Here is a 24,642-nt window from a genome sequence, read left to right as displayed (position 1 = left end):
CGTGGTCAGCGGGCGACGAGGATGATCGCGGCGTAGTGGCTGACCGCGGCGGCGAGCACGTGGCCGTGCCAGATGGCGCGGGCGTAGGGGATGCGCGTCGAGTGGTGGAAGATCGTGCCCACCGTGTAGGCGAGGCCGCCGGCCACCAGCAGGGTCAGCGCCTCGGGCGTGAGGTTGGTGAGGAAGGGCCAGGCGGTGAGCCCGCCCAGCCAGCCCTGCGCGAGGTAGAGCGCGAAGCCAAGCCGCGCCCAGCGGTGGATCGAGGTGAGCTTCAGCGTGATGCCGATGGCGGAGATCGTCCATGAGGCGGCGGTGAGCGCGATGCCGGCGGTGCCGCCGATGCCGAGCAGCGCCATCGGCGTGTAGGTGCCCGAGATCAGCAGGTAGATGGCCGCGTGATCGAAGCGGCGCAGCACCGCCCGCGTCGGCGCGTGAAGGGTCAGGTTGTAGGCCGCCGAGAAGGAAAAGCTGCCGATCAGTCCCGCCGCGTAGGGCACGAGGGGCCAGACCGCGCCGGGCGCGGCGGCAAGCGTGGCCCAGACGAAGAGCGCCGAGACCGCCCCCACCGCGAAACAGACCCCCAGCACGAGCACGATGCCGTCGGCGATATGCTCTGGAAGGGAATGTGAGAGAATGTGGCGGGTCATGGCGATGGTCTTCTGTCCGTGGTGCTGTCCTGTCGCTGGTCGGTCGGCGGTGTGTCCGCGGCCATTTCGACGCGGGGCATTGAGCATAGGCCGGCGGGACCGTTCTGGCGAGCCCCTGCGCAGAGACGTGATGCGCGGCGCCGGTTTGTGACAGCGATTTGATGAGCGATCTGCATTCGGCGGCCCTTTCCAAGCGACGCTATCAATGCGGGCTTGGGGGAATCGCGTCGTTAGCTCGACGCTAGCCGTGAATGGTTTCAGGCCGGTGAAGGCATCGCCCCGGGCCGTTCTGGCGGGGCGATGCCGGTCGCATGTCAGGCCGCGGCCTTGTCGGAGGCGAAGCGCTCGTAGAACGTCTCGCCGTCTTCGGCCATGTCGCGCAGGAGCTGCGGGCAGGCGAAGCGGGGGCCATAGGTTTCGCTCAGGGCATCGCAGCGCTCGGCGGCATAGGCGGCGCCCAGCATGTCGAGCCAGCTGAACGGGCCGCCCGACCACGGTGCGAAGCCCCAGCCGAGGATGGCGCCGACGTCGCCCTCGCGGATGTCCTCGAGCACGCCTTCCTCGAGCGCGCGCACCGCCTCGAGCACCTGTGCGAAGAGCAGGCGATGCTGCACCTCGGTGAGCGCGGGCTGGGTCTCGGACAGCGGGTATGTCGCCGAGAGCCCCTCCCAGAGGCCGCTGCGCTTGCCCTTCTCGTCGTAGGCGTAGAAGCCGGCGCCGGCCTTGCGCCCGAGCCGGCCCTCATCGGCGAGCCAGAACAGCACCTCATCCACCGCGCCATCGGCATAGGCGTCGCCCATCGCCGCGCGGGTCGCCCTGGCGATCTTCACGCCGAGGTCGATCGAGGTCTCGTCGACCAGTTGCAGCGGGCCCAGTGGCATGCCGACGAGCTTCGCCGCGTTCTCGATGAGCGCGGGCGAGACGCCCTCGGCCACCATGCGGATGCCCTCGTTGATGTAGGGGATGATGCAGCGGTTGGCGTAGAAGAAGCGCGCGTCGTTTACCACGATCGGCGTCTTGCGGATCTGGCGCACGAAATCGAGCGCCTTGGCCACCGCCCGGTCGCCGGTCTCGCGGCCCTTGATGATCTCGACCAGCATCATCTTCTCGACCGGCGAGAAGAAGTGGATCCCGATGAACTGCTCCGGAGTATCCGATGCTTTCGCCAGTTCCGAGATCGGCAGGGTCGAGGTGTTGGTGGCGAAGATGCAGTCCGGGCCCACGTGCTTGAGCACCTCTTGCGTGACCCCGGCCTTGACCTTCGGGTCCTCGAAGACCGCCTCGACGATCAGGTCGCAGCCGGCAAGCTGCGCGTAATCGTCGGTGGCGGTGATCTTCGAGAGCACTGCCTCCTTCTTCTCGGGCGTGGCCTTGCGGCGGGCAATGCCCTTGTCCATGTAGTCCGCGGTGTAGCCCTTGCCCTTCTCGGCGGCCTCGCGCGACTGGTCGAGCAGCACCACCTCGATGCCGGCCTGCGCCGCGACGAAGGTGATGCCCGCGCCCATCATGCCGGCGCCGAGCACGCCGAGCTTCTTCACCGACTGGTCGGGAGCCTCGGGGCGGTTCGCACCCTTCTCGAGCGCTTCCTTGTTGATGAAGAGCGACCGGATCATCGCCGAGGAGGAGGGGTTCAGCAACACGTTGGTGAACCAGCGCGCCTCGATCTTGAGCGCGGTGTCGAAGGGCACGAGTGCGCCCTCGTAGACGGCGCTGAGCATGGCCTTGGCCGCCGGGTAGACCCCCTTGGTCTTGCCGTTGACCATGGCGCTGGCGCCGACGAAGGTCATGAAACCCGCCGGGTGATAGGGCGCGCCGCCGGGCATCTTCCAGCCCTTGGCGTCCCAGGGTTTCACGATGTCGGCGTCCTTGGCTGCGAGCACCCACTGCTTGGCAGCGTCCAGCGGATCGTCGCAGACCTCGTCGATCAGGCCGGCGGCCTTGGCCTTTTTCGGGTCCGAGAGCTTGCCCTCGAGCAGGAAGGGCGAGGCCGCCATGGCGCCGAGCTTGCGGCTGAGCCGCGTGGTGCCGCCGGCGCCGGGGAAGATGCCGACCATGATCTCGGGCAGGCCGATCTTGGCCTTCGGGTTGTCGGCCGCGAAGATCCGGTGGCAGGCCAGCGGGATCTCGAAGCCGATGCCGAGCGCGGTGCCGGGCAGGACGCAGGCGATCGGCTTGCCGCCCTTGTTGCGCTCGTCCATGCCCGCGCGTTCGATCTTTCGCAGGATGGTGTGGATGGACATGATGCCCTCGAAGATGCCGGCGGCGGGATCGTCACCGCCATCGTCGCGCATCTTTGCGATCACGTTGAGATCCATGCCGCCGGCGAAGCTGCCGGGCTTGCCGCTGGTGATGACGATGCCCTTGATCGCGTCGTCGGCGAGCGCGTTGTCGATCAGCCCGTCGAGCTGGTGGAAGCCCTCGATGCTCATCACGTTCATCGATTTGCCCGGCGTGTCCCAGGTGATGGTGGCGACGCCCTCGGCGTCGGTGGCGATGGTGAAATGCTGCGTCATGTCTTTGCCTCCCCTTACACGCGCTCGATGATCGTGGCCGCGCCCATGCCGGACGCGACGCAGAGCGTGGCAAGGCCTGTGCCCTTGCCGCTGCGCTCGAGCTCGTCGAGCAGCGTGCCGATGATGATGGCGCCCGTGGCGCCCAGCGGATGCCCCAGCGCGATGGCGCCGCCGTTCACATTGACCCTGGAATGATCGACGTCGAAGGCCTGCATGAAGCGCAACACCACCGAGGCGAAGGCCTCGTTCACTTCGAAAAGGTCGATGTCGCCGATGCCCATGCCGCTGTCGCGCAGGATCTTTTCGGTCACCGGCACAGGGCCGGTCAGCATGATGGTCGGATCGGTGCCGATCTTGGCGGTGGCACGGATGCGGGCGCGTGGCTTGAGACCATGCCCCTCGCCAAAGGCCTTCGAGCCGATCAGCACGCCGGCGGCGCCGTCGACGATGCCCGAGCTGTTGCCCGCGTGGTGCACGTGCTCGATGCGCTCGAGATGCGGGTATTTCATCAGTGCGAGCTGGTCGAAGCCGGGCATGACCTCGCCCATCTCCTTGAAACTCGGCTTCAGTGCGCCGAGCGCCTGCATGTCGGTGCCGGGGCGCATGGCCTCGTCCCGTTCAAGAATCGCGAGACCGTTCTGGTCGCGCACCGGGACCACCGATTTCGAGAAGCGACCGTCCGCCCAGGCGGCGGCGGCGCGGTTCTGGGATTCGATCGCGAGCGCGTCCACGTCGTCGCGGCTGAAGCCGTACTCGGTGGCGATGATGTCGGCCGAGATGCCCTGTGGCACGAAGTAGCTCTTCATCGCAAGGCTCGGATCGACCGCGATCGCCGCGCCGTCGCTGCCCATGGCGACGCGTCCCATCATTTCGACGCCGCCGGCGATATAGGCCTCGCCGGCGCCACCCTGAACCTGGTTCGCGGCAAGGTTCACCGCCTCCATCCCGGAAGCGCAGAAGCGGTTGATTGACAGGCCCGGAATGCGCTGGTCGAGGTCCGAGGCCAGCACGGCCGAGCGCGCGAGGCAGCCGCCCTGTTCGGCGACCTGGGTGGCATTGCCCCAGATCACGTCTTCGACCGCGTGGCCCTCGAGGCCGTTGCGCTCGGCGAGCGCGTTCAGCGTCAGCGCCGAGAGGCGCAGCGAGGTCACCTCGTGCAGTGCGCCGTCCTTGCGGCCCTTGCCGCGCGGCGTGCGCAGCGCGTCGTAGATATAGGCGTCGGTCATGTGCTCCTCCTCGTCCGCCCGGCACGCGGGCGTCATGTCGTTTTCGGTTGTGACGGGCGGTCTCCTCCGCCCGTCAGAATGTGCATTGTTTGCGCGCTTTGAACGCCCGGTCGGGCTCAGACCCGATCTGCGGGCGATCCCGGCATCAGGTCGTAGGGGTGTTTCCAGCCGTCGAGCGCCTCGATGTTCGACAGCCAGCGGTCGATTTCCGGCCAGTCGGCGCGGGTGAAGCCGAAGGGCTCCGGGTAGAAGAGATAGCCGCAGCAGGAGAAATCGGCGTTGGTCGGGCCGTCGCCGACGACCCACTCCCGGCCCGCCAGATGCGCGTCGAGCACCTGGTACGCGGCCTTCAGGCGCCCCTGCATGAATGCGATCACCTCGGCAGGCCGCTTCGCTTCGGACAGGAAGTTCGCGAGGAAGCGGGTCATGCCGGCCTGGCTCGAGAGCTTGTGGTTGTCCCAGAACACCCAGCGCATGACCTCACGTGCCTCTTCCGGCGTCGTGCCGCCGAACTTTCCGCACTTCTCCGTCACGTAGGACTGGATGACGCCGGACTGGGTGAGCCGGATGTCGCCGTCGACCATGACCGGTGCCTCGCCCATCTCGTTGACCGAGGCGCGGTATTCCGGTGTCCGGGTCTCGCCATTGAAGAAGTCGACCTTTACCGGCTCCCAGTCCAGCCCGGAGAGCTCGAGCGGCAGCGCCGCCTTGTAGGCATTGCCGGATTCGCCGAAGCAGTAGAGCTTGATCGTCATCGCGTTGTCCTTTGCTGGTTGCGGGGCGGCGCGGATCGGAGTGGGGGCTTCGCGCCCCCACACCCCCGCGAGGGTATTTGAAAAGAGAAGAAGACCGCAGCGTGGGTAACTTCATTTTAATCTCACACGGCCATCCTGTGTCCGCGGTACAGGCTGAGGAGCCGATGACCGCAAGAGGAGAAGCCCCGCCGTTGCCACCGCAGGGTCGCACGGCGGGGTGGACCGATTGCCACCCAGCGCTTCATCTCTTCGGGTTCGATACGCGGTTCGTCCCTTCTTCTCTTTCCAAATACCCTCACGGGGGTCCGGGGGTGTGAAACCCCCGGTTCCTGCCAATGGGGCAGGGAGGCGGGGTTCCGCTTCCGGATCACCGTTTCCGCTCCTCCAGCTCGGCGTTGAACAGCCGCAGCCGGTGTCCGAGCAGTTCGTCATCGGTCACGCTGTCGAAATTCTCGAAGAGAAATGACAGCGCCTCGCCCTCGTCGAGCCCGGCGGCGGCGGCGAACCGACGCAACCCGCGATAGCCGTCCTCGGTCATCGCGACGGAAAAGCGGCGGGTCAGGCGAAAGCGTTTCGGCATTGCATGTCTCCGGCGTAGGGTGGGCGGTTTCCGCCCACCCTCGCGTCAGAAGCTTTCCGCGTCCAGCGCCATCACCGGGGCCGCGCCGCTCTCGATCCGGGCGCGGTGCATCGACGTCGCCGGTAGCTGCCGCGCCATGTAGTAGCGCCCCGTGGCGATCTTGGCGTTTAGGAACGCCTTGTCGCCGCCGGCCTCGAGACCCTTGCGCGCCGCCAGTGCCATGCGCCCCCACATGAACCCCAGGCAGACATGCCCGAAGAGGTGCATGAAATCATAGGATCCCGAAAGCGCCTCGTCGGGAGATTTCATGCCGTTCTGCATGAAGAACATCGCCGCCGACTGCAGGTCCTTCGACGCGGCCTTCAGCGGCTCGAGGAACTGCGTGTCGAAATCGGCATCGGCGCCCTTGTTCTCGGCGATGAAGCTCTTGACCATCTCGAAGAAGCCCATCACTGGCTTGCCGCCATCCGCGGCGAGCTTGCGGCCCACGAGGTCCAAGGACTGCACGCCGTTGGTACCCTCGTAGATCATCGTGATCCGCGCGTCCCGAACGAACTGCTCGAGCCCCCATTCGCGGGTGAAGCCCGAGCCCCCGAGCGTCTGCTGGGCAAGCACGCAGGTCTCGAAGCCCTTGTCGGTCAGGAAGCCCTTGATCACCGGGGTCAGCAGCGAGATCAGCCCCTCGGCCTGCTTGTCCTGCGAGCGGTGCGCCTGGTCGATCAGCGATGCGCCCCAGAACACGAAGGCGCGGGCGCCCTCGGTGATGGATTTCTGGTCCATCAGGTTCCGGCGCACATCGGGGTGCACCATGATCGTGTCCGCGGGTGCGTCGGGCATCTGCGCGCCGGTCACCGCGCGGCCCTGCTGGCGCTCCTTCGCGAAGCCGAGCGCGTTTTCGTAGGCCACGACGCCCTGCGCGTAGCCTTGCAGGCCCACGCCCAGCCGCGCCTCGTTCATCATGGTGAACATGGCGCGCATCCCCTTGTGCGCCTCGCCCACGAGGAAGCCGGTCGCGCCGTCGTAGTTCATCACGCAGGTGGCGTTGCCGTGGATCCCCATCTTGCTTTCGAGCCCGCCGCAGCTCACCGCGTTGCGCGCGCCGAGCGAGCCGTCCTCGTTCACCAGGAATTTCGGAACGATGAAGAGCGAGATGCCCTTCACGCCCTCGGGGCCGCCGGGGATCTTCGCCAGCACGAGGTGCACGATGTTCTCGACCATGTCGTGCTCGCCGGCCGAGATCCAGATCTTGTTGCCGGTGATGCGGTAGCTGCCGTCGTCCTGCGGCTCCGCCCTGGTGCGGATGAGCCCGAGGTCGGTGCCGCAATGCGGCTCGGTCAGGTTCATGGTGCCGCCCCATTCGCAGCTCACCATCTTCGGCAGGTAGGTGGCCTTCTGCTCCTCCGAGCCATGCGCGTGGATCGCGTTGTAGGCCCCGTGGGTCAGGCCCTGGTACATGTTGAAGGCCATGTTGGCGGCCGAGAACATTTCGCCCACCGCCGTCGACATCAGGTAGGGCAGGCCCTGGCCGCCATACTCCGGATCGCAGTCGAGCGCGGTCCAGCCGCCCTCGCGCATCTGGTCGAAGGCCGCCTTGAAGCCATCGGGCGTACGCACGACGCCGTTTTCGAGCCGGCAACCCTGCGCGTCGCCCACGGGGTTGAGCGGTGCCAGCACGTTCTCCGCGAGTTTCGCGGCCTCCTCGAGAATCGCGCCGGTGGTGTCGCGGTCAAGCTCCTCGTAGCCGGGAATTCCGGCCTGGCTGACCTCCAGGACGTCGTGCAGCAGGAACTGCATGTCCCGGACGGGGGCGGTGTAGCTTGGCATGACTCTCCTCCTAGATGCCGTGGGCCGGTGTCAGCCGGCCTTTCGATGCTGGATCTGGCCGAGCATCCGCTCGCCCCACTCCAGCTGTTCCTTCAGTTCGTTGATCGCGGTGTTCAGCTCGTCGCGCTGACGGATCAGGTCGTCGAGCCGCGCCTGTGCGATCTCGTAGGTGCGGGCGATCTGCGTCTGCTGCTGGTCGCCCATGTCGTAGAGGTCGAGCAGCTGGCGGATCTCTTCCAGGCTGAAGCCGAAGCGCTTGCCGCGCAGGATCAGCTTCAGGCGGGCGCGGTCGCGCCGGGTGAAGAGCCGTTTCTGCCCCTCGCGCCTAGGGAAGAGCAGCTCCTTCTGCTCGTAGAAGCGCAGGGTCCGGGGCGTGACTTCGAAGAGGTCGCACATCTCGCGGATCGTCATAAATTGCTCGTCGCTCATCGGTTTCAAAGCCTCACGTTGCGTTAGGGTGCGCGGTGAGGTGCGCTTTCTGAGCCCGTCTTACAATGGGAAATTTGGTTGACGTAACAGGGACGCCACGTCACTTTCAGGTTGACGTAACTTCCTTTCGCGTCACTGCTGACGCGTCACAATATTCTTGCATTCGAATGCAATAAGACGACATCCCGCGCAAACTCCACCGAACTCGGCCAATCCGGCATCGGCGAATTTTCGCAATCTTCTTAACGGTATCGGCGGTCGCGTGCCTGCGCATGGGGCGATTGGGGGGCCACGCTGGCGGCCGTTCAGGGGGCCAGCGTCTTCGCGGTCTCGTCCCGGAGGCTCCGGAGCTCCTCCATCGCCTCGTCGAGTTGGCGGCGTTGCTCGGCGAGCTCCAGGAGCTGACGGTCCGCCATCTCCACCCAGGTGCGCATCTGCGCCTCGGTCCCGTCGCTGTCGCGCATCTCCAGCCACTGTCGGATGTCCTCGAGCTGGAAGCCGAACTTGCGCCCGCGCATGATGAGCTTCATGCGGGCGACCTCGCGCGGACCGTAGAACCGCGAGCGTCCCTCGCGATCCGGTGCGAGCAGCTCGATATATTCGTAGTAGCGCAGGGTGCGCGGCGTGACCTCGAAGGCCTCGCACATTTCCTTGAAGCTGAGACGGCGGGTGTCGCTCATCTTCTCCTCCTAAGCTCGCCCGAGACGGAACCTAGTCCGTTGCGGGGCAGGGGGCAACACGCCCCGACGCAGCGGCGCCCTTGCCCTTGCACAGGCGCCTGCGGGCCCGCATAAGAAAGGCGCGACGCAAGGAGATCCGCGATGTGCGCCGACAAGGCCGAGCTGGCCCGCAGCTTCATCCGCCTGATTCCCCAGGCGCGGGCGCTGAACATGGACATCCTCGAGATCGGCGAGGGCATCGCCGTCATCCGCATGCCCTATGATCCCGAACTGATCGGTGACCCCGACACCGGCGTGATCCACGGCGGCGCGGTCTCGACCCTGATGGACACCTGCGGCGGTGCCGCGACCATGGCGCACCCGTCGAACCCGGGTGGCACGGCGACCATCAGCCTGCGCATCGACTACCTGCGCGGCGCGACGCCGGGGCAGGCGATCGTGGCCCGGGCGGAATGCCATCACGTGACCCGCTCGGTGGCCTTCGTGCGCGCCACCGCGCATGACGACGACACCGGCAATCCGGTCGCCACCGCCACCGGCACCTTCACCGTGGAGCGCAAGCCATGAGCCGGTCCCGCCCCGAGCCGATGCAGGTGGTCAAGCAGCGCCGCGACGCCGCGCTCGCGGCGCTGGCCGGACGGGTGCCCTACATCCGCTTCCTGAACATCGGCTTCGACCGCCGCGGCGACGAGCTGACCGGCGTGCTGAACTTCGACGAGAAGCTCATCGGCAACCCGCAACTGCCGGCGCTGCACGGCGGCGTCACCGCCGCGTTCCTCGAGGTCACCTCGATCATCACCCTGAGCTGGGGCCTGCTCTGGGAAGACGTCGAGACCGGGACCCTCACCCTCGAGGAACTCGAGGCCGGCGCGCTTCCGCGCCTGCCCAAGACCATCGACTTTACCGTGGACTACCTGCGCTCGGGGCTGCCGCGCGACGCCTACGCCCGCGCCCATGTCACCCGCTCGGGCCGACGCTACGCCAGCGTTCGCGCCGAGGCCTGGCAGGACAACCACAACCGTCCCATCGCGCAGGCCCACGCGCATTTCCTGATGCCCCGCAAGGAAGCCTGAGCACCGGTCGCCGCGTGCCGCGCCCGGCCTTTCTCCGGTTCGACAAATACCCTCGGGGGAGTCCGCGCGCAGGCGCGGACGGGGGCAGAGCCCCCGCTGCCCCCTCCGCCACGTGAAAGACGCCGCATGACCGAGATCCGCACGCCGATCACACACGCGCGCGTCCTGAAGATCGCGCTGCCGATCCTGCTCTCGAACGTCACGATCCCGATCCTCGGGGCCGTCGACACCGGCGTCGTCGGCCAGATCCCGCAGCCCGAGCCCATCGCCGCGGTCGGTGTCGGTGCCATCGTGATCTCGGCGGTCTACTGGATCTTCGGCTTCCTGCGCATGGGCACGGTCGGTCTCGCGGCACAGGCGGCGGGCGCCGGCGACCGCGACGAGGTCGCGGCGCTGCTGTCGCGCGCCCTGCTGATCGGCCTCGCCGGCGGAGCACTGTTGATCCTCCTGCAACCGCTCATCTTCGCCGGCGCCTTCGCCGTGTCGCCGGCCTCTCCCGAGGTCGAGGCCCTGGCGCGCGAGTACATGCGCATCCGGATCTGGTCGGCGCCGGCGGCCATCGCGATCTACGGCATCACCGGGTGGCTCATCGCGCAGGAGCGGACCCGCAGCGTCTTCGCCCTCCAACTCTGGATGAACGGGATCAACGTCTGCCTCGACCTCGTTTTCGTCCTCGGCCTCGACCGGGGCGTGGGGGGCGTTGCCACCGCGACCTTCCTCGCGGAATACGCGGGGCTTGCCATGGGCCTGTGGCTCTGCCGCAAGACCCTGGCCCGTGGCGCCGCGCGCGACATCGCACGCATTTTCGACGGCGCCCGGCTGATGCGCATGGCGGCGGTCAACACCGACATCCTGATCCGGTCCCTGCTGCTGCAGGCGGTCTTCGTCACCTTCCTGCTGCTGGGTGGCCGGTTCGGCGACGAGACGCTGGCGGCGAACCAGGTGCTGCTGCAGTTCCTGATGATCACCGGCTACGCGCTCGACGGCTTCGCCTTTGCCGCCGAGGCGCTGGTGGGGCGGGCCTTCGGGGCGGGCCAGCTTGCACACCTGCGGCGGGGCGCGCTGCTCACCAGCCTCTGGGCGGTGGCCGTCGCCGTGCTGATGGCGTTGGGATTCCTGCTTTTGGGGCCGGCGATGATCGACGTGATGGCAGCCGATCCGGCGGTGCGCGCCGAGGCGCGGCTCTACCTGCCGTGGATGGTGGCAGCGCCGGTCATGCAGCTCGGGCTGACCATGTTCGACGGCATCTTCATCGGCGCCACGCGCTCGCGCGACATGCGAAACATGATGGTCCTGTCCTCGGCGCTGTATTTCGCCGCGCTGCCGCTGCTGATCGGGCCGCTCGGCAACCACGGCCTGTGGCTGGCGATGCATGTCTCCTTCGTCGCGCGCGGCGTCACGCTGGCGCTGCGCTACCCGGCGCTCGAGCGGGCGGCGGCGGCGCATGGCGCGACGTCCGGGGCTGGACCGCTGGGACGCGCCGCCTAAACTGCTCTAGTCAGGGATGTCTTGAGGGAAACACGCATGACACGCATCATGGGACTGTCGGGCAGCCTGCGCCGGCTGTCGTTCAACACCGGCCTGCTGCACGCTGCCGCGGAACTCGCCCCCGAGGGCGTGACGCTGGAACCGCACACGATCCACGGCGTGCCGCTATACGACGCCGATCTCGAGGCGGACGGCACGCCGGAGCCGGTGCTGGCCCTGCGCCGGGCGCTCGAGGCGAGCGACGGCCTGCTGCTGGTCACGCCCGAATACAACAACTCGATTCCGGGCGTCTTCAAGAACGCGGTTGACTGGATGGCCTCGGGGCCGGGCGCCGATCTTTTCCGCGGCAAGCCGGTGGCGATCGTCGGGGCCTCGCCGGGCGGTTTCGGCACGATGCTGTCGCAGAACGCCTGGCTGCCGGTGCTGCGCGCACTCGGTACCCGTCCCTGGTGCGAGGGGCGGATGCTGGTCTCAAAGGCCGGCGGTCTGTTCGACGACACCGGACGGCTCACCGATGCAGCGACCCGCGAACGGCTGGCCGGCTTCGTGGCAGGTTTTGCCCGCGAGATCGATGAGGGCGCGGGCTGAGAGCGGGGCAGGGGCGGGGCGGCTCCTGCCGGTCCGTCGGAGCTTTCGGGCAGCGTCGGTGCGCGCCCGTGGATGCGTGAGCGCACCGGACCGGGTGCCGGTCGGGGTTGGAGAGGGCACGGGGGCTCTGCCCCCTCTGCGGCTGCGCCGCATTCACCCCCGAGGGTATTTGGGAAAGAGAAGAAGATGCGGGGCTGGTCGCGGGGGCGGTGATGCTCTAGAGAAGGGCCATTGCGAGACGGAGAAGCGCGATGGACGATCTGGTCAATTCCTTCATGAACGGTCCCGACGAGAAGGGGCGCTTCGGCATTTACGGCGGACGCTTCGTGTCCGAGACGCTGATGCCGCTGATCCTCGAACTCGAGGAACAATACGAGCGCGCCAAGACGGACCAGAGCTTCTGGGACGAGATGGACCACCTGTGGAAACACTACGTGGGCCGGCCCTCGCCGCTGTATTTCGCCGAGCGCATGACCGAGGAACTGGGCGGCGCGAAGATCTACCTCAAGCGCGACGAGCTGAACCACACCGGCGCGCACAAGATCAACAACGTGCTGGGCCAGATCATCCTTGCCAAGCGCATGGGCAAGACCCGCATCCTCGCCGAGACCGGTGCCGGCCAGCACGGCGTGGCGACCGCCACCGTCTGCGCCAAGTTCGGTCTGAAATGCGTGGTCTACATGGGGGCGCATGACGTCGAGCGCCAGCAGCCCAACGTGTTCCGCATGCGCCTGCTGGGCGCCGAGGTGGTGCCGGTGACCAGTGGTCGCGGCACGCTCAAGGACGCGATGAACGACGCGCTGCGCGACTGGGTCACCAACGTGCACGACACGTTCTACTGCATCGGCACCGTCGCGGGGCCGCACCCCTACCCGGCGATGGTGCGCGATTTCCAGGCGGTCATCGGCAAGGAAGTGCGATGGCAGTTGCCAGAGCACGAGGGCGAGGGGCGTCTGCCCGACACCGTGATCGCCGCCATCGGTGGCGGCTCGAACGCCATGGGGCTGTTCTACCCGTTCCTCGACGACCCCTCGGTCAACATCATCGGCGTCGAGGCCGGCGGCAAGGGTGTCGACGAGAAGATGGAGCATTGCGCCTCGCTCACCGGCGGACGGCCCGGCGTGCTGCACGGCAACCGGACCTACCTGCTGCAGGACGACGACGGCCAGATCCTCGAGGGCTTCTCGATCTCGGCGGGCCTCGACTACCCGGGCATCGGGCCCGAGCATTCCTGGCTGCACGACACGGGGCGGGCAAAGTACGTCTCGATCACCGACAAGGAAGCGCTGGAGGCGTTCCAGTTCTCCTGCCGGACCGAGGGCATCATCCCCGCGCTCGAACCCAGCCACGCGCTGGCGCACGTCATGAAGATCGCGCCGACGCTGCCCAAGGACCATGTCATCGTGTCGAACATGTGCGGGCGTGGCGACAAGGACATCTTCGCGGTGGCCAAGCACCTCGGGCAGGATCTCGGGTGACCCGCCTCCGGTCGCGGGGCATAGGCCCCCGACCGTGACGGACACGCGAGACAGCCGGCGGCAGGCGTGAGGGCCGCGCCACGCGGCACTGTGGCCTCCGCATCTTGCGGGGGCGTGCGCAACTGGGGCCGGCGCCGAGAGACAGCCATGAGCTTCGTCGTCTACATCAACGGACTGGTGATGGTCTTCTTCGCCGCGCTCATGGAGGTGGACGCGGCGTTCTTTCCCGAAACGGCCGAGGTCTTCGGGCTCGCGGGCTTCCTGGCAGGCACCGTGGGCGTGCTGCTGAGCATCGCCGCCTCGACCGCATCACGCGATCTTCGACGACTGCATACCTTCGTGCTGACTGCCTCGATCTGGCTGGTGGCGGCGATCGTCGGCGCGGTGCCGCTCTGGCTGTGGCAGCTTGCCCCCGTTGATGCATTGTTCGAGGCGATGTCGGGGATCACCACCACCGGCTCGACGGTGATGAGCGGGCTCGACGACACGCCGCGCGGCGTCATCCTCTGGCGCGCCATCCTGCAGGCCGTGGGCGGCGTCGGCTTCATCGTCACCGGCATCGCGCTGCTGCCGATCCTGCGGGTCGGCGGCATGCAGCTCTTTCGCACCGAAAGCTCGGACAAGGGCGACAAGGAACTGCGCAACGCCGCCGTCTTCGCCTCGGCGACGCTGCAGGTCTATCTCTGCCTGATGGGAGTCTGCGCGCTGGTCTACGTGGCCGGCGGCATGGGGCCGTTCGACGCGATCACACATGCCATGACGACGCTCTCGACCGGCGGCTACTCGGGTTACGACGCATCGTTCGGGCATTTCCAGAGCCCGTTCCTGCAATGGGCGGCGACGCTCTTCATGCTGCTCGGGGCGCTGCCCTTCGCGTGGTACATCCGGGGCATCTATCGCCGCCGGTTCCGCAGCGAACAGGTCGAGGCGATGCTGGTCACGCTCGCGGTGGTCATCGGCGGGCTGACGCTCTGGCTGGTGCTGACCCGGCACGAGGCGCCGCTCACGGCGTTGCGGATGGTGGCCTTCAACGTGGTCTCGGTGGTCACCACCACCGGCTTCGCGACCACCGACTACACGCTCTGGGGGCCCTTCGCGGCGATGGCGTTCTTCATCCTGACCGCCGTCGGCGGCTGCACCGGCTCGACCGCCGGCGGCGCCAAGGCGATGCGCTGGCTGCTGATCGCCCGCGCGGTCTGGCACCAGCTGAGGATGATCCAGTCGCCGCACCGGGTGGCGGTGATCCGCTACGAGGGGCAGGCGGTCGAGGATGACGTGATGGCCGGCGTCATCTCGTTCTTCTCGATCTACATGGCGACCTTCATGACGCTGGTGGGCGTGCTGGCGCTCTTCGGGCTCGATCTCGCGACGGCGATGAGCGGCGCGCTCACCGCGCTTGCGAATGTCGGTCCCGGGGTCGGCGACATCATCGGACCCGCGGGCAACTTCGCCGCGCTGAGCGACCCGGTGAAGCTCGTGCTGGTGCTGGGCATGTATCTCGGCCGGCTCGAGATGCTGACCGTCTTCGTCTTCCTGACCCCGGCCTTCTGGCGCGAACTGACTGCCTGATCCGAGGGCAGCGCGGGGCGCCCGTGACCGGCCCCTGCGCGCCCCGAAAGCCACGGACGGCGGAAAGGCCGCGGCGCCTCTTGCGCCGGGCGGGGCTTTGCAGGACAGATGGGGCAACCCGCCACGGGCCCCGCGTCGCGCGGTCGGACCGGTGGGAGGACAACGAACAGGGACACGCCCATGAAAACTATCATGCCCGCCACCGCGCTGAGCCTGCTGCTCGCATCTGCCGCCCATGCCGAAACCGTGCTTACCGTCGCCAACTGGCTGCCGCCGTCGCATCCTCTGGTGAGCGAGCTGATCGTTCCGATGACCGAGCAGATCGCCGAGGCCACCGACGGCGAGGTGACCGCCAACATCCTGCCCGCGCCGCTCGGGCCGCCGCAGGCGCATTTCGACTTCGCGGTGAACGGCGTCGCCGACATCACCTTCGGCGTGCAGGGCTACAACCCGGGCCGGTTCAAGACCACGAACATCGTCGAGTTGCCGTTCCTCGGCGAGACCGCCGAGAGCATCTCAGTCGCCTACTGGCGCGTCTTCGACGAGATGCTGCGCGACGCCGGCGAATACGACCAGGTCAAGGTGCTGGCAGTGTTCAGCCACGGGCCCGGCGAAATCTTTCTCAACGAAGGCGACGTGTCCTCGCCCGACGTGCTTGACGGTGTGAAGATCCGCGTCGGCGGCGGCATCGTGCACGAGATCGCCTCGGCGCTCGGGGCGGTTCCGGTCGAGGGGCCTTCGTCCAAGGCCTACGAGTTGCTGAGCCAGGGCGTCGCGGACGGGATCTTCTTCCCCTACGAGTCGGTCAACTTCTTCAAGCTGATCCCGCAGCTGGAAACCGCGATCGACGTGCCGGGCGGGCTCTACAATACCTCGTTCTACATCGCGATGAACAAGGCGAAGTGGGAGAGCCTGAGCCCCGAGGTGCAGGCGCAGATCGACAGCGTGACCGGCGAGGCGCTGGCGCGCATGGCCGGCCGGATGTGGGATGCCGCCGACGCCGAGGGCCGCGCCGCCATGGAGGGCGAGATCGCCATCACCCCTGCGACCGAGGCGCAGCTTGCGGCCTGGGACGAGGCACTGTCGCCGCTGGTGCAGGCCAAGCTCGACGAGGCGGCCGAGGCCGGCATCGACGCACAGGCGGCCTACGAGATGCTGAAATCCGAGATCGCGAAGGAAGCGGGCACGGAATGAGCGCGCCTGCGCCCAGTCACAGCGGCGCGCCCGCGGGTGCGTTACGGACGGCCCTCGCCCTGCTGGGGGGCGTGCTGCTGCTCGGCCTCATGGGGATGACGGTGGTCGACGTGATCGGGCGCTACGTCTTCAACGCGCCGCTGGTGGGGGCGACGGAGCTGACCGAACTGCTGCTGGCGGCGGTGATCTTCCTCGGCCTGCCGGCTGTGGCGCTGGCGGAGGAACACGTGACGGTCGATCTCGTAACCGACCGGATGCCGCCGCGCCTCCAGCCGTGGCGGCTGGCGCTGGCGGGCCTGTTCTCGGCCGTGGTGCTCGCCGTGGTGACATGGCGGATCTGGATCTACGCGGGCCAGATCGGCAGCTACGGCGGCGCCACCAACAGCCTGCGCATCCCGATCGCGCCGCTTGGCTATTTCTGCGCGGTCTGCACCGGGCTCGGCGCGGCGATCACCGCGCTGGTGCCGCTGCCCCGGCTGTTCCGCGCGCTTAAGGACTGAAGCACATGGACTACTGGCCCATCGGCATGGCGGTTCTCACCGTGCTGCTCCTGCTCGGCGTGCCGATCTCGATGGCACTGGCGGGGGTGGGGCTCGCGGGCGTCGCCTCGATCATCGGCTGGATGCCGGCGCTGTCGCTGATCGGTTCGGCCTTCTTCGACAATGGCCGCGACTACTCGCTGTCGGTGCTGCCGCTGTTCCTGATGATGGGCAATTTCGTGGTGCAGTCGGGCATCGCCGAGGAGCTCTACACCTCGGCCTACGCGTGGCTCAGGCACCGCAAGGGCGGGCTCGCCATGGCCACGGTCGTCGCCTGCGGCGCGTTTTCCTCGGTCTGTGGCTCGTCGATGGCCACGGCGGCGACGATGACCCGGATCGGGCTGCCCTCGATGCGGCGCTTCGGCTATCCCGACCGGCTGTCGACCGCCTCGATCGCGGCCGGCGGCACGCTGGGCATCCTGATCCCGCCCTCGGTGATCCTCGTGTTCTACGGCATCCTCACCCAGCAGGACATCGGGCGGCTGTTCCTCGCCGGGCTGATCCCGGGGCTGATCGGCGTGATCGGCTATGCCATCGCCGTGCGCATCTCGATCGCGCTGGGGAAGATCGACCTGCCGACCGAGTCGAAACTGCCGCTGAGCGACCGCATCCGCGCGCTCAAGGGCACCGCCGGCGCGTTGGTGCTCTTCGTCTTCGTCATGGGCGGCATCTACCTCGGGGTGTTCACGCCCACCGAAAGCGCCGGCATGGGCGCCGGCGGCGCCTTCCTGCTGGTGCTGCTCTCGGGCAAGTTCACGCGTGAGGGGATGATCTCGGTTCTCTACGACACGATGAAGACCACCTCGATGATGTTCTTCATCCTCTTCGGCGCGCTGACCTTCACCAACTACGTCAACATGTCGGGCATGACCGGCGACATCCAGACGTTCCTCGCGCTCTTCGGAGATACGCCGCTGGTGACGATCCTCGTCATCCTCTGCATCTACCTCGCGCTCGGCTGCCTGCTCGAGAGCCTGTCGATGATCATGCTGACGGTGCCGGTCTTCTACCCGATCATGGCGGCGCAGGGCGTGGACCTCGTGTGGTTCGGCATCTTTGTCGTCATGGTGACCGAGATTTCCTACATCACGCCGCCGGTTGGCATGAACGCCTTCGTGCTGCGCTCGGTGGTGCCCGACGTGCCGCTCGGCACGATCTTCCGCGGCCTCGGACCCTTCGTCGCGATGGACGTGCTGCGCGTGGCGCTGCTGACGGCCTTCCCGGGGCTGGTGCTGCTGCTCACCTGAGCGCTCCAGCAGCTCGCCCGGGCCGCACCGGGCTTCCACCAGGCTGCAAAGTCAGTCCCGAGGCCCACCACCCGCCGCGAACGGCCAGGGCTTCTTCTGGCCAGAAATATTCCCGGGGGAGTCGCCGCAGGCGACGGGGGCAGCGCCCCCGACCCGCTGCCTCAGGCGCCACGCGCGCCGACGAGGTGCATCGCGCTCGCGCCGGCCTCGTAGTAGCGCGCCTTGAGCCGCGTCAGGCTCTCGGCATGGGCACGGACCGGCGCGAGCGGCAGAGCGTCGGCAGTGTCGTCCAGCAGCGCCCGCGCCAGCGACTGCCCGAAGATCGTGCCCGGACCGATGCCGCGCCCGGAATAGCCGAAGCAGGCATAGCCGCGCGGGCCGATCTCGGTGATCTTGGGAATGTGGTCCGACGTCATCGCGATGCGCCCGCACCAGCCATGCTCGAAGGGCAGGTCGGCCGCCTCGGGAAAGAGCTCCCGGAGCTTGCGCCGCGCCCAGGCGGCATGGATGCCGCCACCGGGGCCACCGAGGTCGCCCATGCCGCCGATGATCAGCCGCCCGTCCGCGTCGGTGCGGAACGACGACATCACCAGCGCGGTGTCCCAGCAGCCCTCGCCCCCGGGCAGGATGCGTGCACGGAGGCTCGCGGGCAGCGGCGCGGTGGCGAACTGGCCGAAATGCACCGGCGTGTAGGCCGGCGGCCGCGCGCCGGGGAAGGGTGCGTGGTAGGCGTTTGTCGCCATCAGCAGCGCGCCGGCGCGCAGGCTCTCGCCGTTGCAGGCCAGCCGCCAGCCGTCGCCGTCGCGGGCAACCTCGGTGACGGGGCTCTGTTCGAAAAGCAGGGCGCCCGCATCGCGCGCGGCCCGGGCGAGCCCGCGGACATAGGCCAGCGGTTGCACCGTGCCCGCCCGCGGATCGAGGAGCGCGCCGTGCACCGCCCGGCTTCCGACCCGCCTCGCCGCCTCGCTCGCATCGAGAAGCTGCAGCGGTGCGCCATGAGCGTTGCCTTGGCGGCAGCGCGCCTCGAGGTCGGTCATGCCCGAGGGCGCATGGGCGCAATGCAGGGTGCCGTTGCGCACCGGCTCGCAGGCGATCCCCTCACGCGCGATGAGGCCGTAGACCACGTCCGGCGCCTCGGCGAGCCGGGCGATCAGGCGCCGGCCGGCGGCGTCGCCCATCTCGGCGAGGATGTCGTCGGGCTTGAGCCAGAGCCCGGCGTTGGCGAGCCCGACGTTGCGCCCCGAGCCGCCGTATCCGATCTCCCGGGCTTCGAGCACCGCCACGCGCGCGCCGCGCCGCGCCGCCTCGAGCGCCGCCGAGCAGCCGGTGAAGCCGCCACCGATCACCGCGAGATCGACGCTCAGGCCTCGGTCGAGCGGGCCCGCCCTGAACAGTTCGCGACTGCTGCGGTGCCAGAGGGATGTGTCGGTCTCAAGGTGCGTGGTCATCGCCGGTCTCTCGCTTGCGTGCAGCGCCGCGATCCCCGACTCGCGCCGGGTGAACCGCGGCATCCTGTGCCTTGATATACCGCGATTAATCCCGTCTGTCCCCGGAATTGACACGCACCCGTGGGACGCGCGCCGGCCTGCCCGGAAATGCGGCAGGCGGGACACGCGTGCGGTGCTGGCGCCGCGCGTGCTCTTTAGCTTGAGACCCGGCGAACCAAGGCCCGTAGGGTGGGGTATCAACCCACCCCTTGCCTAGCCCTGACGCACCAGCTTGCCGGGGTTCAGGATGCCGAGCGGGTCGAGCGCCTGCTTGATCTCGCCCATCACGTCCCAGCCGGCGCCGTGTTCGGCCTCCATGTAGGGCAGCTTGCCCATGCCCACGCCATGCTCGCCCGTGCAGGTGCCGCCCAGCCGCAGGGCGCGTTCGGCCATGCGATGCGACAGTCGCTTCGCCTCTTCGAGTTCGGCGGGCTGGTCCGGGTCGATCAGCAGGATCGCGTGGAAGTTGCCGTCTCCCACGTGGCCGAGGATCGGCCCGGGGATCGACCCCGCCGCGATATCGGCCTGGGTCTCCTCGACCGCGGTGGCCAGTTGCGAGATCGGCACGCACATGTCGGTCACCAGCCCCCGCGCGCCCTTGCGCGCCGCGAGTATGGCGTAATAGCCGTTGTGCCGCATCGCCCAGAGCGCCCGCCGCTCTTCTTCCCGGGTCGACCAGCGGAACGGCGAGGCGCCGTGATCGGCCACGATCTCGGCGAAGCGTTCGGCATCCTGCGCAACGCTCTCCGGCGAGCCGTGGAACTCCACAAGCAGGTGGGGTGCCTCGGCCATCTCGAGCCCCGAGTAGGCGGTGAAGGCGCGCGCGGTGGCGGCATCGACGAACTCGATCCGGGCCATGGGAATGCCCATCTGGATCGTCTCCATCACCGCCGTGACCGCTGCGTGCATGTCGGGGAAGGCGCAGATGCCGGCGCTCGTGGCCTCGGGGATACCGTGCAGCCGCAGGGTGAGCTCGGTCACCAGCCCCAGCGTGCCCTCGGATCCGACCATCAGCGCGGTGAGATCGTAGCCCGCGGCGCTCTTGCGGGCTCGGGTGCCGGTGCGGATGATGCGGCCGTCGGCCAGCACCGCCTCGACCCCGAGGACGTTCTCGCGCATCGAGCCGTAGCGCACCGTCGTGGTGCCAGAGGCCCGGGTCATCGCCATGCCGCCGAGCGAGGCGTTGGCGCCGGGATCGACCGGGAAGAACAGGCCGGTGGCGCGCAGCTCCTCGTTCAGCGCTTCGCGCGTCACGCCGGGCTGGATGGTCACGTCCATGTCGGCAGGGCGCACCTCGAGCACCTTGTTCATGCGCGTGAAGTCGACGACCACGCCGCCCTTCACCGCCAGCCCGTGGCCCTCGAGCGAGGTTCCGGCGCCCCAGCCGGTCACCGGGCAGCGATGTTCGGCGCAGATCCTTACCAGCTCCTGCACTTCGGCGGCGGTTTCGGGATAGGCGACGGCATCCGGCAGGACCGTGGGGAAATGCGACTCCGACCGCCCGTGCTGGGCACGCTCGGCATCGGACCGGCTGAGCCGCGGGCCGAGCAGCCCGGCCAGTTGATCGAGGGCGTCTGCATGGCGCATGGGGAGATCCTTCAATGGGGTGCCCGCTCGCCGGACCGCGGTCGAGAGGGGAAGGCGCGGGTCGCTTTCGGCGCGACCGGCGCGGTTTCGGCTTGGCTCGAGCGCGAGCTAGCGTCCGCAGAGATAGCCGTAGACGGTTTCGCTCTCGCCCGGGGGCACGAACTCGATGTGATCGAGCTGGCCGCCGTAGCTGACAAGGTGGATCGGCATGATGCCGGTGGCCGCGTTGCGGACCTCGACGATCTTGCCGTTGATCCGATACTGCACCGACAGGGTGAGCCCGCCGGCGTCATGTTCGAGAAGCAGCCCGTAGTTCAGCGTCAGAGGGTTGCTGCACTCGGTCGGGGTGGTGCCGGGGCTCAGCCGCATCGGCTCGTCCCGCATCGTCCAGCGTCCGACGAGGAAGACCGGCGTGAGCGGGCGGAAGCTGTCGTAGCCCTCGAGCTCGGTGTATTCCGCAAGATAGGTGTCGAACCCCTGCGTCTGGCGCAGGATGGTCAGGTACAGCGAGCGGTTCGACTGCCGAACCTCCTCGAGGTAGGATTTCGCCCGCCCGTCCAGCAGGTGCAGGACACCGAAATAGATGACGCAGGCGACCAGCGCGATGGCGAGGCCGATGATCTGGGCGGGTCGCAGCCGGGCGCGCGGCCAGTGTGTTGTGATCTTCATGCCATGGCTCCGCGCTGATTTTCCCCTTTGTGTGCTATTCATGCCGCAGCCGGACTTTGCAAGCGGCGTTCATCGGCGTAGGCGATGGACAGCGGTTCGGTCCAGGCGGCGGCGTGCATGGCCGGACCATATACTTCGCTGCCCGAAGCCTCAATTGCCGGATGAGCCAAATGACCGAAACGACAACGAACGAAAGTCTTACCTCACAGTCGATCCAGACGGATGACAACCGCCGGGTCTCGATGGTCTACCTGTCGCTGATCGCGGTGGCGATCGGGGTGGTAACCGGCATCGGTGCGATCCTGCTGCGCTATCTCATCTCGGTCATCCACAACCTCGCCTTTCTCGGCATCTTCTCCTTCGAGCACGACGCCAACCTGCCGACGCCGCCGTCGCCCTACGGTCCCTTCGTGATCCTCGCCCCGGTCATCGGCGGGGTGATCGTTCTGTGGCTGGTGCGCACCTTTGCGCCCGAGGCCCGCGGCCACGGCGTTCCCGAGGTGATGGACGCGATCTACTATCGCGGCGGCAAGATCCGGCCCGCCGTGGTGCTGATCAAGTCGCTGGCCTCGGCGCTGTCGATCGGTTCCGGGGCGTCGGTCGGTCGCGAAGGCCCGATCATCCAGATCGGCTCGGGCATCGGCTCCGTGCTGGGGGGCGCGTTCCGGCTGCGCTCGTGGCAGGTCATCACCATGGTCGCCGCCGGGGCAGGGGCGGGCATCGCCGCCACCTTCAACACGCCGCTCGGCGCGGTGATGTTCGCCGTCGAGCTGATGCTGCCCGAGTTCAGCGCGCGCACCCTGCTGCCGGTGGTGCTTGCCACCGGCACCGCGACCTACGTGGGCCGGCTTGCCTTCGGGATGGAGCCCGCCTTCCAGATGGCGGCGCACGTGCGCCCCGATCTCTTCGTGCCGCTGTCGGTGGACATGCTGCCACTCTACGTGATCTTCGGCCTGATCGCGGGTCTCGCGGCATGGCTCTTCGTCAAGGTGCTCTACGGCTGCGAGGATCTTTTCGACGGCTGGAAGGCCAATCCCTACGTCAAGAACATCATCGGGATGACGTCGCTCGGCGTGCTGATGTATGTCCTGCTGCTGACCACCGGCCAATATCACACCGAGAGCGTGGGCTATGCCACCATCGAGGCGATCCTGACCGGCCAGCTCTCGACGCCGGCCTTCCTGCTGCTGCTCTTCGCGCTGAAGATGATCGCCACGTCGATCTCGCTCAGCGCCGGCGCGTCGGGCGGGGTGTTCTCGCCGTCGCTGTTCCTCGGGGCGGCGCTTGGCGGGGCCTTCGGCGCGACGCTCGAGTTGCTGTTCCCGAATCTCGGCTTCCACTCGGTGACCTTCGCAGTGATCGGCATGGCGGCCATCGTCGGGGCTTCGACCGGCGCGGCGCTGACCTCGATCATGATGATCTTCGAGATGACCGGCGACTACACGATCACGGTCGCGGCGATCATCGCGGTGGTCTGCGCGCTCGGGGTGCGCCGCACGATCTCCGAGGATGACATCTACACCACGAAGCTCTCGCGCCGTGGCCACCACATCCCGCGCGAAAGCCGGTCGCACAGCTTCTCGATCCGGATCATACGCGAGCTCATGTCGCCAGTCGTGGCGGTGTTCGAGAAGTCCGAACTGGGCAGCACCGGCGTCGTCGACACCGAGCTCGGTGAAGAGCGTGTCTATGCGGTGGTGACCGAGGGCCGCAACGTGGTCGGCATCGTCCGTGTCGATCCACAGGACCCGACCAGGCGGCACGGCCCGATCATCGCGCCGGTGGGCTATGCACAGGAATCGAGCTTCCTGCGGGGCGCCATGACGCGCATGGCCGACCGCGGCCACGCGGCGCTTCTTGTGGTGCCCGAGAAGTCGATTCCACGCGCCGAGAACGTGATCGGCGTGCTGACCCGCGAAGCCATCGCGGACTCGGTCCTGCGCGATTACCGCAGCTGACCCACGCTGCGCCGGGCGCATGTCCGGCGCAGGCCCCTGGCGCGTTGGTGTGAAGTTCGGGCAATAAGGTTGCCTGCACCGCGATCACGGGACCACGGCTCTCATCCAGCGCGTTGATCGGACACTCTCGGCCGACCCGGAAGGCTCGACGCCGAGAGTGGAACCCGCCTATCGCCAACGGCGCGCACTTCATCGACAAAATCAAACTGAACCGTTCGTTCCAATTTGGTGCGGCAGTCAAGCCGTGTGCGCGGATTTTTGCCGAAGCGTGTCACGCGCGCTTGGCTTTGGTTAACCGATCGTCAAAAGATGTGACCGAGCTTCGGGCAGAACAACGAAGCAGAGCAGAACAGCATCTCGAGGGACGAATGAGCGCAACCCATGCTCGCAAGGCACGGCTCGGCCTGCCGCTACTTTGTGCAATCCTGCTGTCCACGGCGGCCTGTTCGGTCAAGGCCCCCGACATCGCCTACTCTTTCGAAGGGATCGACCTCGGTCTGCGTGCGATGGCGCTGCGCGAGGTGAAGGAACTGCAATCGCAGGGCCGTCGCGTCTGGTGCGTTCCCTTCGCCCGCAACGCGAGCGGCGTGCAGATCCGGGGCAACGCGAACACCTGGTGGGGCAAGGCCGCCGGCACCTACGAGCGCGGCCGTCAGCCGGTGCCCGGTGCCGTCATGGCCTTCGCAGCGACGGGTGGCATGCCCATGGGGCATGTCGCCGTGGTCTCCGAGGTTGTCTCCGAGCGCGAACTGCGCGTCGACCACGCCAACTGGGAGCGCAACAAGGTCTCGCTCGGCATGTCGGTCAAGGACATCTCGGCCAACAACGACTGGTCGTCCGTGCGCGTCGAGAGCAATCCCGGGTCCTACGGCAAGGCCTACCCGATCAACGGGTTCATCTACCCGGCCAGCACGCAGATCCGGTAACGCTACAGCGCGCGGGACGCTTCCGCGCGACCGATGCCGGTCGCCGGGAAGGCGTGAGGTATAACGCGGTGCCCGGAGGGGCCTCGCGTGACCATTCCTGCTTCCAATGCCAGTGAAATACAGTCCCTCGCCCTGATTCCGAGCGGGAGGCTTGCGGCATCCCCCATCGCAAGCTGGATGCGGAC

General features: G+C 67.9%; 22 protein-coding genes. 11 read left to right on the top strand and 11 right to left on the bottom strand.

The window, feature by feature from the left end; all coding sequences use genetic code 11:
- Positions 1-5: 5 nt before the first annotated feature.
- The 8 genes from D6860_RS02625 to D6860_RS02590 all read right to left on the bottom strand — a co-directional run bounded on the left by D6860_RS02625 (position 6) and on the right by D6860_RS02590 (position 8,654).
- The gene (locus D6860_RS02625) at positions 6-647 is read right to left on the bottom strand and encodes a PAQR family membrane homeostasis protein TrhA (protein WP_076624153.1); all 642 of its coding nucleotides are present in this window, start codon (positions 645-647) and stop codon (positions 6-8) included.
- A gap of 314 nt (positions 648-961) precedes the next feature.
- Positions 962-3,160 carry a 3-hydroxyacyl-CoA dehydrogenase NAD-binding domain-containing protein gene (locus D6860_RS02620; protein WP_076624154.1) on the bottom strand — a complete coding sequence of 733 codons (2,199 nt, stop codon included), beginning with the start codon at positions 3,158-3,160 and terminating at the stop codon, positions 962-964.
- Between the two features lie 14 nt (positions 3,161-3,174).
- On the bottom strand, positions 3,175-4,386 hold the full coding sequence (locus D6860_RS02615) for an acetyl-CoA C-acetyltransferase (RefSeq protein WP_076625404.1): 1,212 nt from the start codon (positions 4,384-4,386) through the stop codon (positions 3,175-3,177).
- Between the two features lie 116 nt (positions 4,387-4,502).
- Positions 4,503-5,141 carry a glutathione S-transferase family protein gene (locus D6860_RS02610; protein WP_017467370.1) on the bottom strand — a complete coding sequence of 213 codons (639 nt, stop codon included), beginning with the start codon at positions 5,139-5,141 and terminating at the stop codon, positions 4,503-4,505.
- 367 nt (positions 5,142-5,508) lie between these two features.
- A complete protein-coding gene (locus tag D6860_RS02605) occupies positions 5,509-5,721 on the bottom strand; it encodes a hypothetical protein (RefSeq protein ID WP_076624155.1) in 213 nt (70 codons plus the stop codon).
- 45 nt (positions 5,722-5,766) lie between these two features.
- On the bottom strand, positions 5,767-7,545 hold the full coding sequence (locus tag D6860_RS02600; protein ID WP_076624156.1) for an acyl-CoA dehydrogenase C-terminal domain-containing protein: 1,779 nt from the start codon (positions 7,543-7,545) through the stop codon (positions 5,767-5,769).
- Positions 7,546-7,575: 30 nt separating this feature from the next.
- Entirely contained in the window at positions 7,576-7,974 is a 399-nt protein-coding gene (locus D6860_RS02595; protein ID WP_179949468.1) for a MerR family transcriptional regulator, read from the bottom strand.
- Between the two features lie 305 nt (positions 7,975-8,279).
- Positions 8,280-8,654, bottom strand: a complete 375-nt coding sequence (locus tag D6860_RS02590; protein WP_076624157.1) for a MerR family transcriptional regulator — start codon at positions 8,652-8,654, stop codon at positions 8,280-8,282.
- 141 nt (positions 8,655-8,795) lie between these two features.
- Here D6860_RS02590 and D6860_RS02585 point away from each other — a divergent pair, with 141 nt between their 5' ends.
- From D6860_RS02585 to D6860_RS02545, 9 genes are all read left to right on the top strand, one after another.
- Positions 8,796-9,221, top strand: a complete 426-nt coding sequence (locus D6860_RS02585; protein ID WP_076624158.1) for a PaaI family thioesterase — start codon at positions 8,796-8,798, stop codon at positions 9,219-9,221.
- Positions 9,218-9,727, top strand: coding sequence for a PaaI family thioesterase (locus D6860_RS02580; RefSeq protein ID WP_076624159.1), 510 nt, complete (start codon positions 9,218-9,220; stop codon positions 9,725-9,727). The genes D6860_RS02585 and D6860_RS02580 overlap by 4 nt, the downstream gene beginning before the upstream one ends.
- 126 nt (positions 9,728-9,853) lie before the next feature.
- On the top strand, positions 9,854-11,215 hold the full coding sequence (locus tag D6860_RS02575; RefSeq protein WP_076624160.1) for an MATE family efflux transporter: 1,362 nt from the start codon (positions 9,854-9,856) through the stop codon (positions 11,213-11,215).
- Between the two features lie 36 nt (positions 11,216-11,251).
- Positions 11,252-11,803, top strand: coding sequence for an NADPH-dependent FMN reductase (locus D6860_RS02570; protein WP_076624161.1), 552 nt, complete (start codon positions 11,252-11,254; stop codon positions 11,801-11,803).
- A gap of 251 nt (positions 11,804-12,054) precedes the next feature.
- Positions 12,055-13,281, top strand: a complete 1,227-nt coding sequence (gene trpB / locus D6860_RS02565; RefSeq protein WP_076624162.1) for a tryptophan synthase subunit beta — start codon at positions 12,055-12,057, stop codon at positions 13,279-13,281.
- A gap of 147 nt (positions 13,282-13,428) precedes the next feature.
- Positions 13,429-14,850 carry a TrkH family potassium uptake protein gene (locus D6860_RS02560; RefSeq protein ID WP_076624163.1) on the top strand — a complete coding sequence of 474 codons (1,422 nt, stop codon included), beginning with the start codon at positions 13,429-13,431 and terminating at the stop codon, positions 14,848-14,850.
- Between the two features lie 180 nt (positions 14,851-15,030).
- Positions 15,031-16,044: a TRAP transporter substrate-binding protein gene (locus D6860_RS02555; RefSeq protein ID WP_017468574.1), complete on the top strand. Its 1,014-nt coding sequence runs from the start codon at positions 15,031-15,033 to the stop codon at positions 16,042-16,044.
- Positions 16,041-16,544 carry a TRAP transporter small permease gene (locus D6860_RS02550; protein ID WP_076624164.1) on the top strand — a complete coding sequence of 168 codons (504 nt, stop codon included), beginning with the start codon at positions 16,041-16,043 and terminating at the stop codon, positions 16,542-16,544. The genes D6860_RS02555 and D6860_RS02550 overlap by 4 nt, the downstream gene beginning before the upstream one ends.
- A gap of 5 nt (positions 16,545-16,549) precedes the next feature.
- Positions 16,550-17,830, top strand: coding sequence for a TRAP transporter large permease (locus D6860_RS02545; RefSeq protein ID WP_076624165.1), 1,281 nt, complete (start codon positions 16,550-16,552; stop codon positions 17,828-17,830).
- A 161-nt stretch (positions 17,831-17,991) separates the two neighbouring features.
- Here D6860_RS02545 and D6860_RS02540 read toward each other — a convergent pair whose 3' ends face one another.
- From D6860_RS02540 to D6860_RS02530, 3 genes are all read right to left on the bottom strand, one after another.
- Positions 17,992-19,278: an NAD(P)/FAD-dependent oxidoreductase gene (locus D6860_RS02540; protein WP_076625405.1), complete on the bottom strand. Its 1,287-nt coding sequence runs from the start codon at positions 19,276-19,278 to the stop codon at positions 17,992-17,994.
- A 252-nt stretch (positions 19,279-19,530) separates the two neighbouring features.
- Positions 19,531-20,904, bottom strand: a complete 1,374-nt coding sequence (locus D6860_RS02535) for an FAD-binding oxidoreductase (RefSeq protein ID WP_076624166.1) — start codon at positions 20,902-20,904, stop codon at positions 19,531-19,533.
- Positions 20,905-21,012: 108 nt separating this feature from the next.
- Positions 21,013-21,573: a hypothetical protein gene (locus D6860_RS02530; RefSeq protein ID WP_076624167.1), complete on the bottom strand. Its 561-nt coding sequence runs from the start codon at positions 21,571-21,573 to the stop codon at positions 21,013-21,015.
- Positions 21,574-21,743: 170 nt separating this feature from the next.
- On the opposite strand from D6860_RS02530, the gene D6860_RS02525 reads away from it, so the two are divergent.
- Together D6860_RS02525 and D6860_RS02520 are read left to right on the top strand one after the other, a co-directional pair.
- The gene (locus D6860_RS02525) at positions 21,744-23,531 is read left to right on the top strand and encodes a chloride channel protein (RefSeq protein WP_083697835.1); all 1,788 of its coding nucleotides are present in this window, start codon (positions 21,744-21,746) and stop codon (positions 23,529-23,531) included.
- Positions 23,532-23,899: 368 nt separating this feature from the next.
- Positions 23,900-24,457: a CHAP domain-containing protein gene (locus D6860_RS02520; protein ID WP_076624169.1), complete on the top strand. Its 558-nt coding sequence runs from the start codon at positions 23,900-23,902 to the stop codon at positions 24,455-24,457.
- Positions 24,458-24,642 lie beyond the last annotated feature (185 nt).

This window comes from Salipiger sp. D13 (assembly GCF_003703915.1).
GTDB lineage: Bacteria > Pseudomonadota > Alphaproteobacteria > Rhodobacterales > Rhodobacteraceae > Salipiger > Salipiger profundus.
This window is presented reverse-complemented; position numbering and strand designations above follow the sequence as displayed.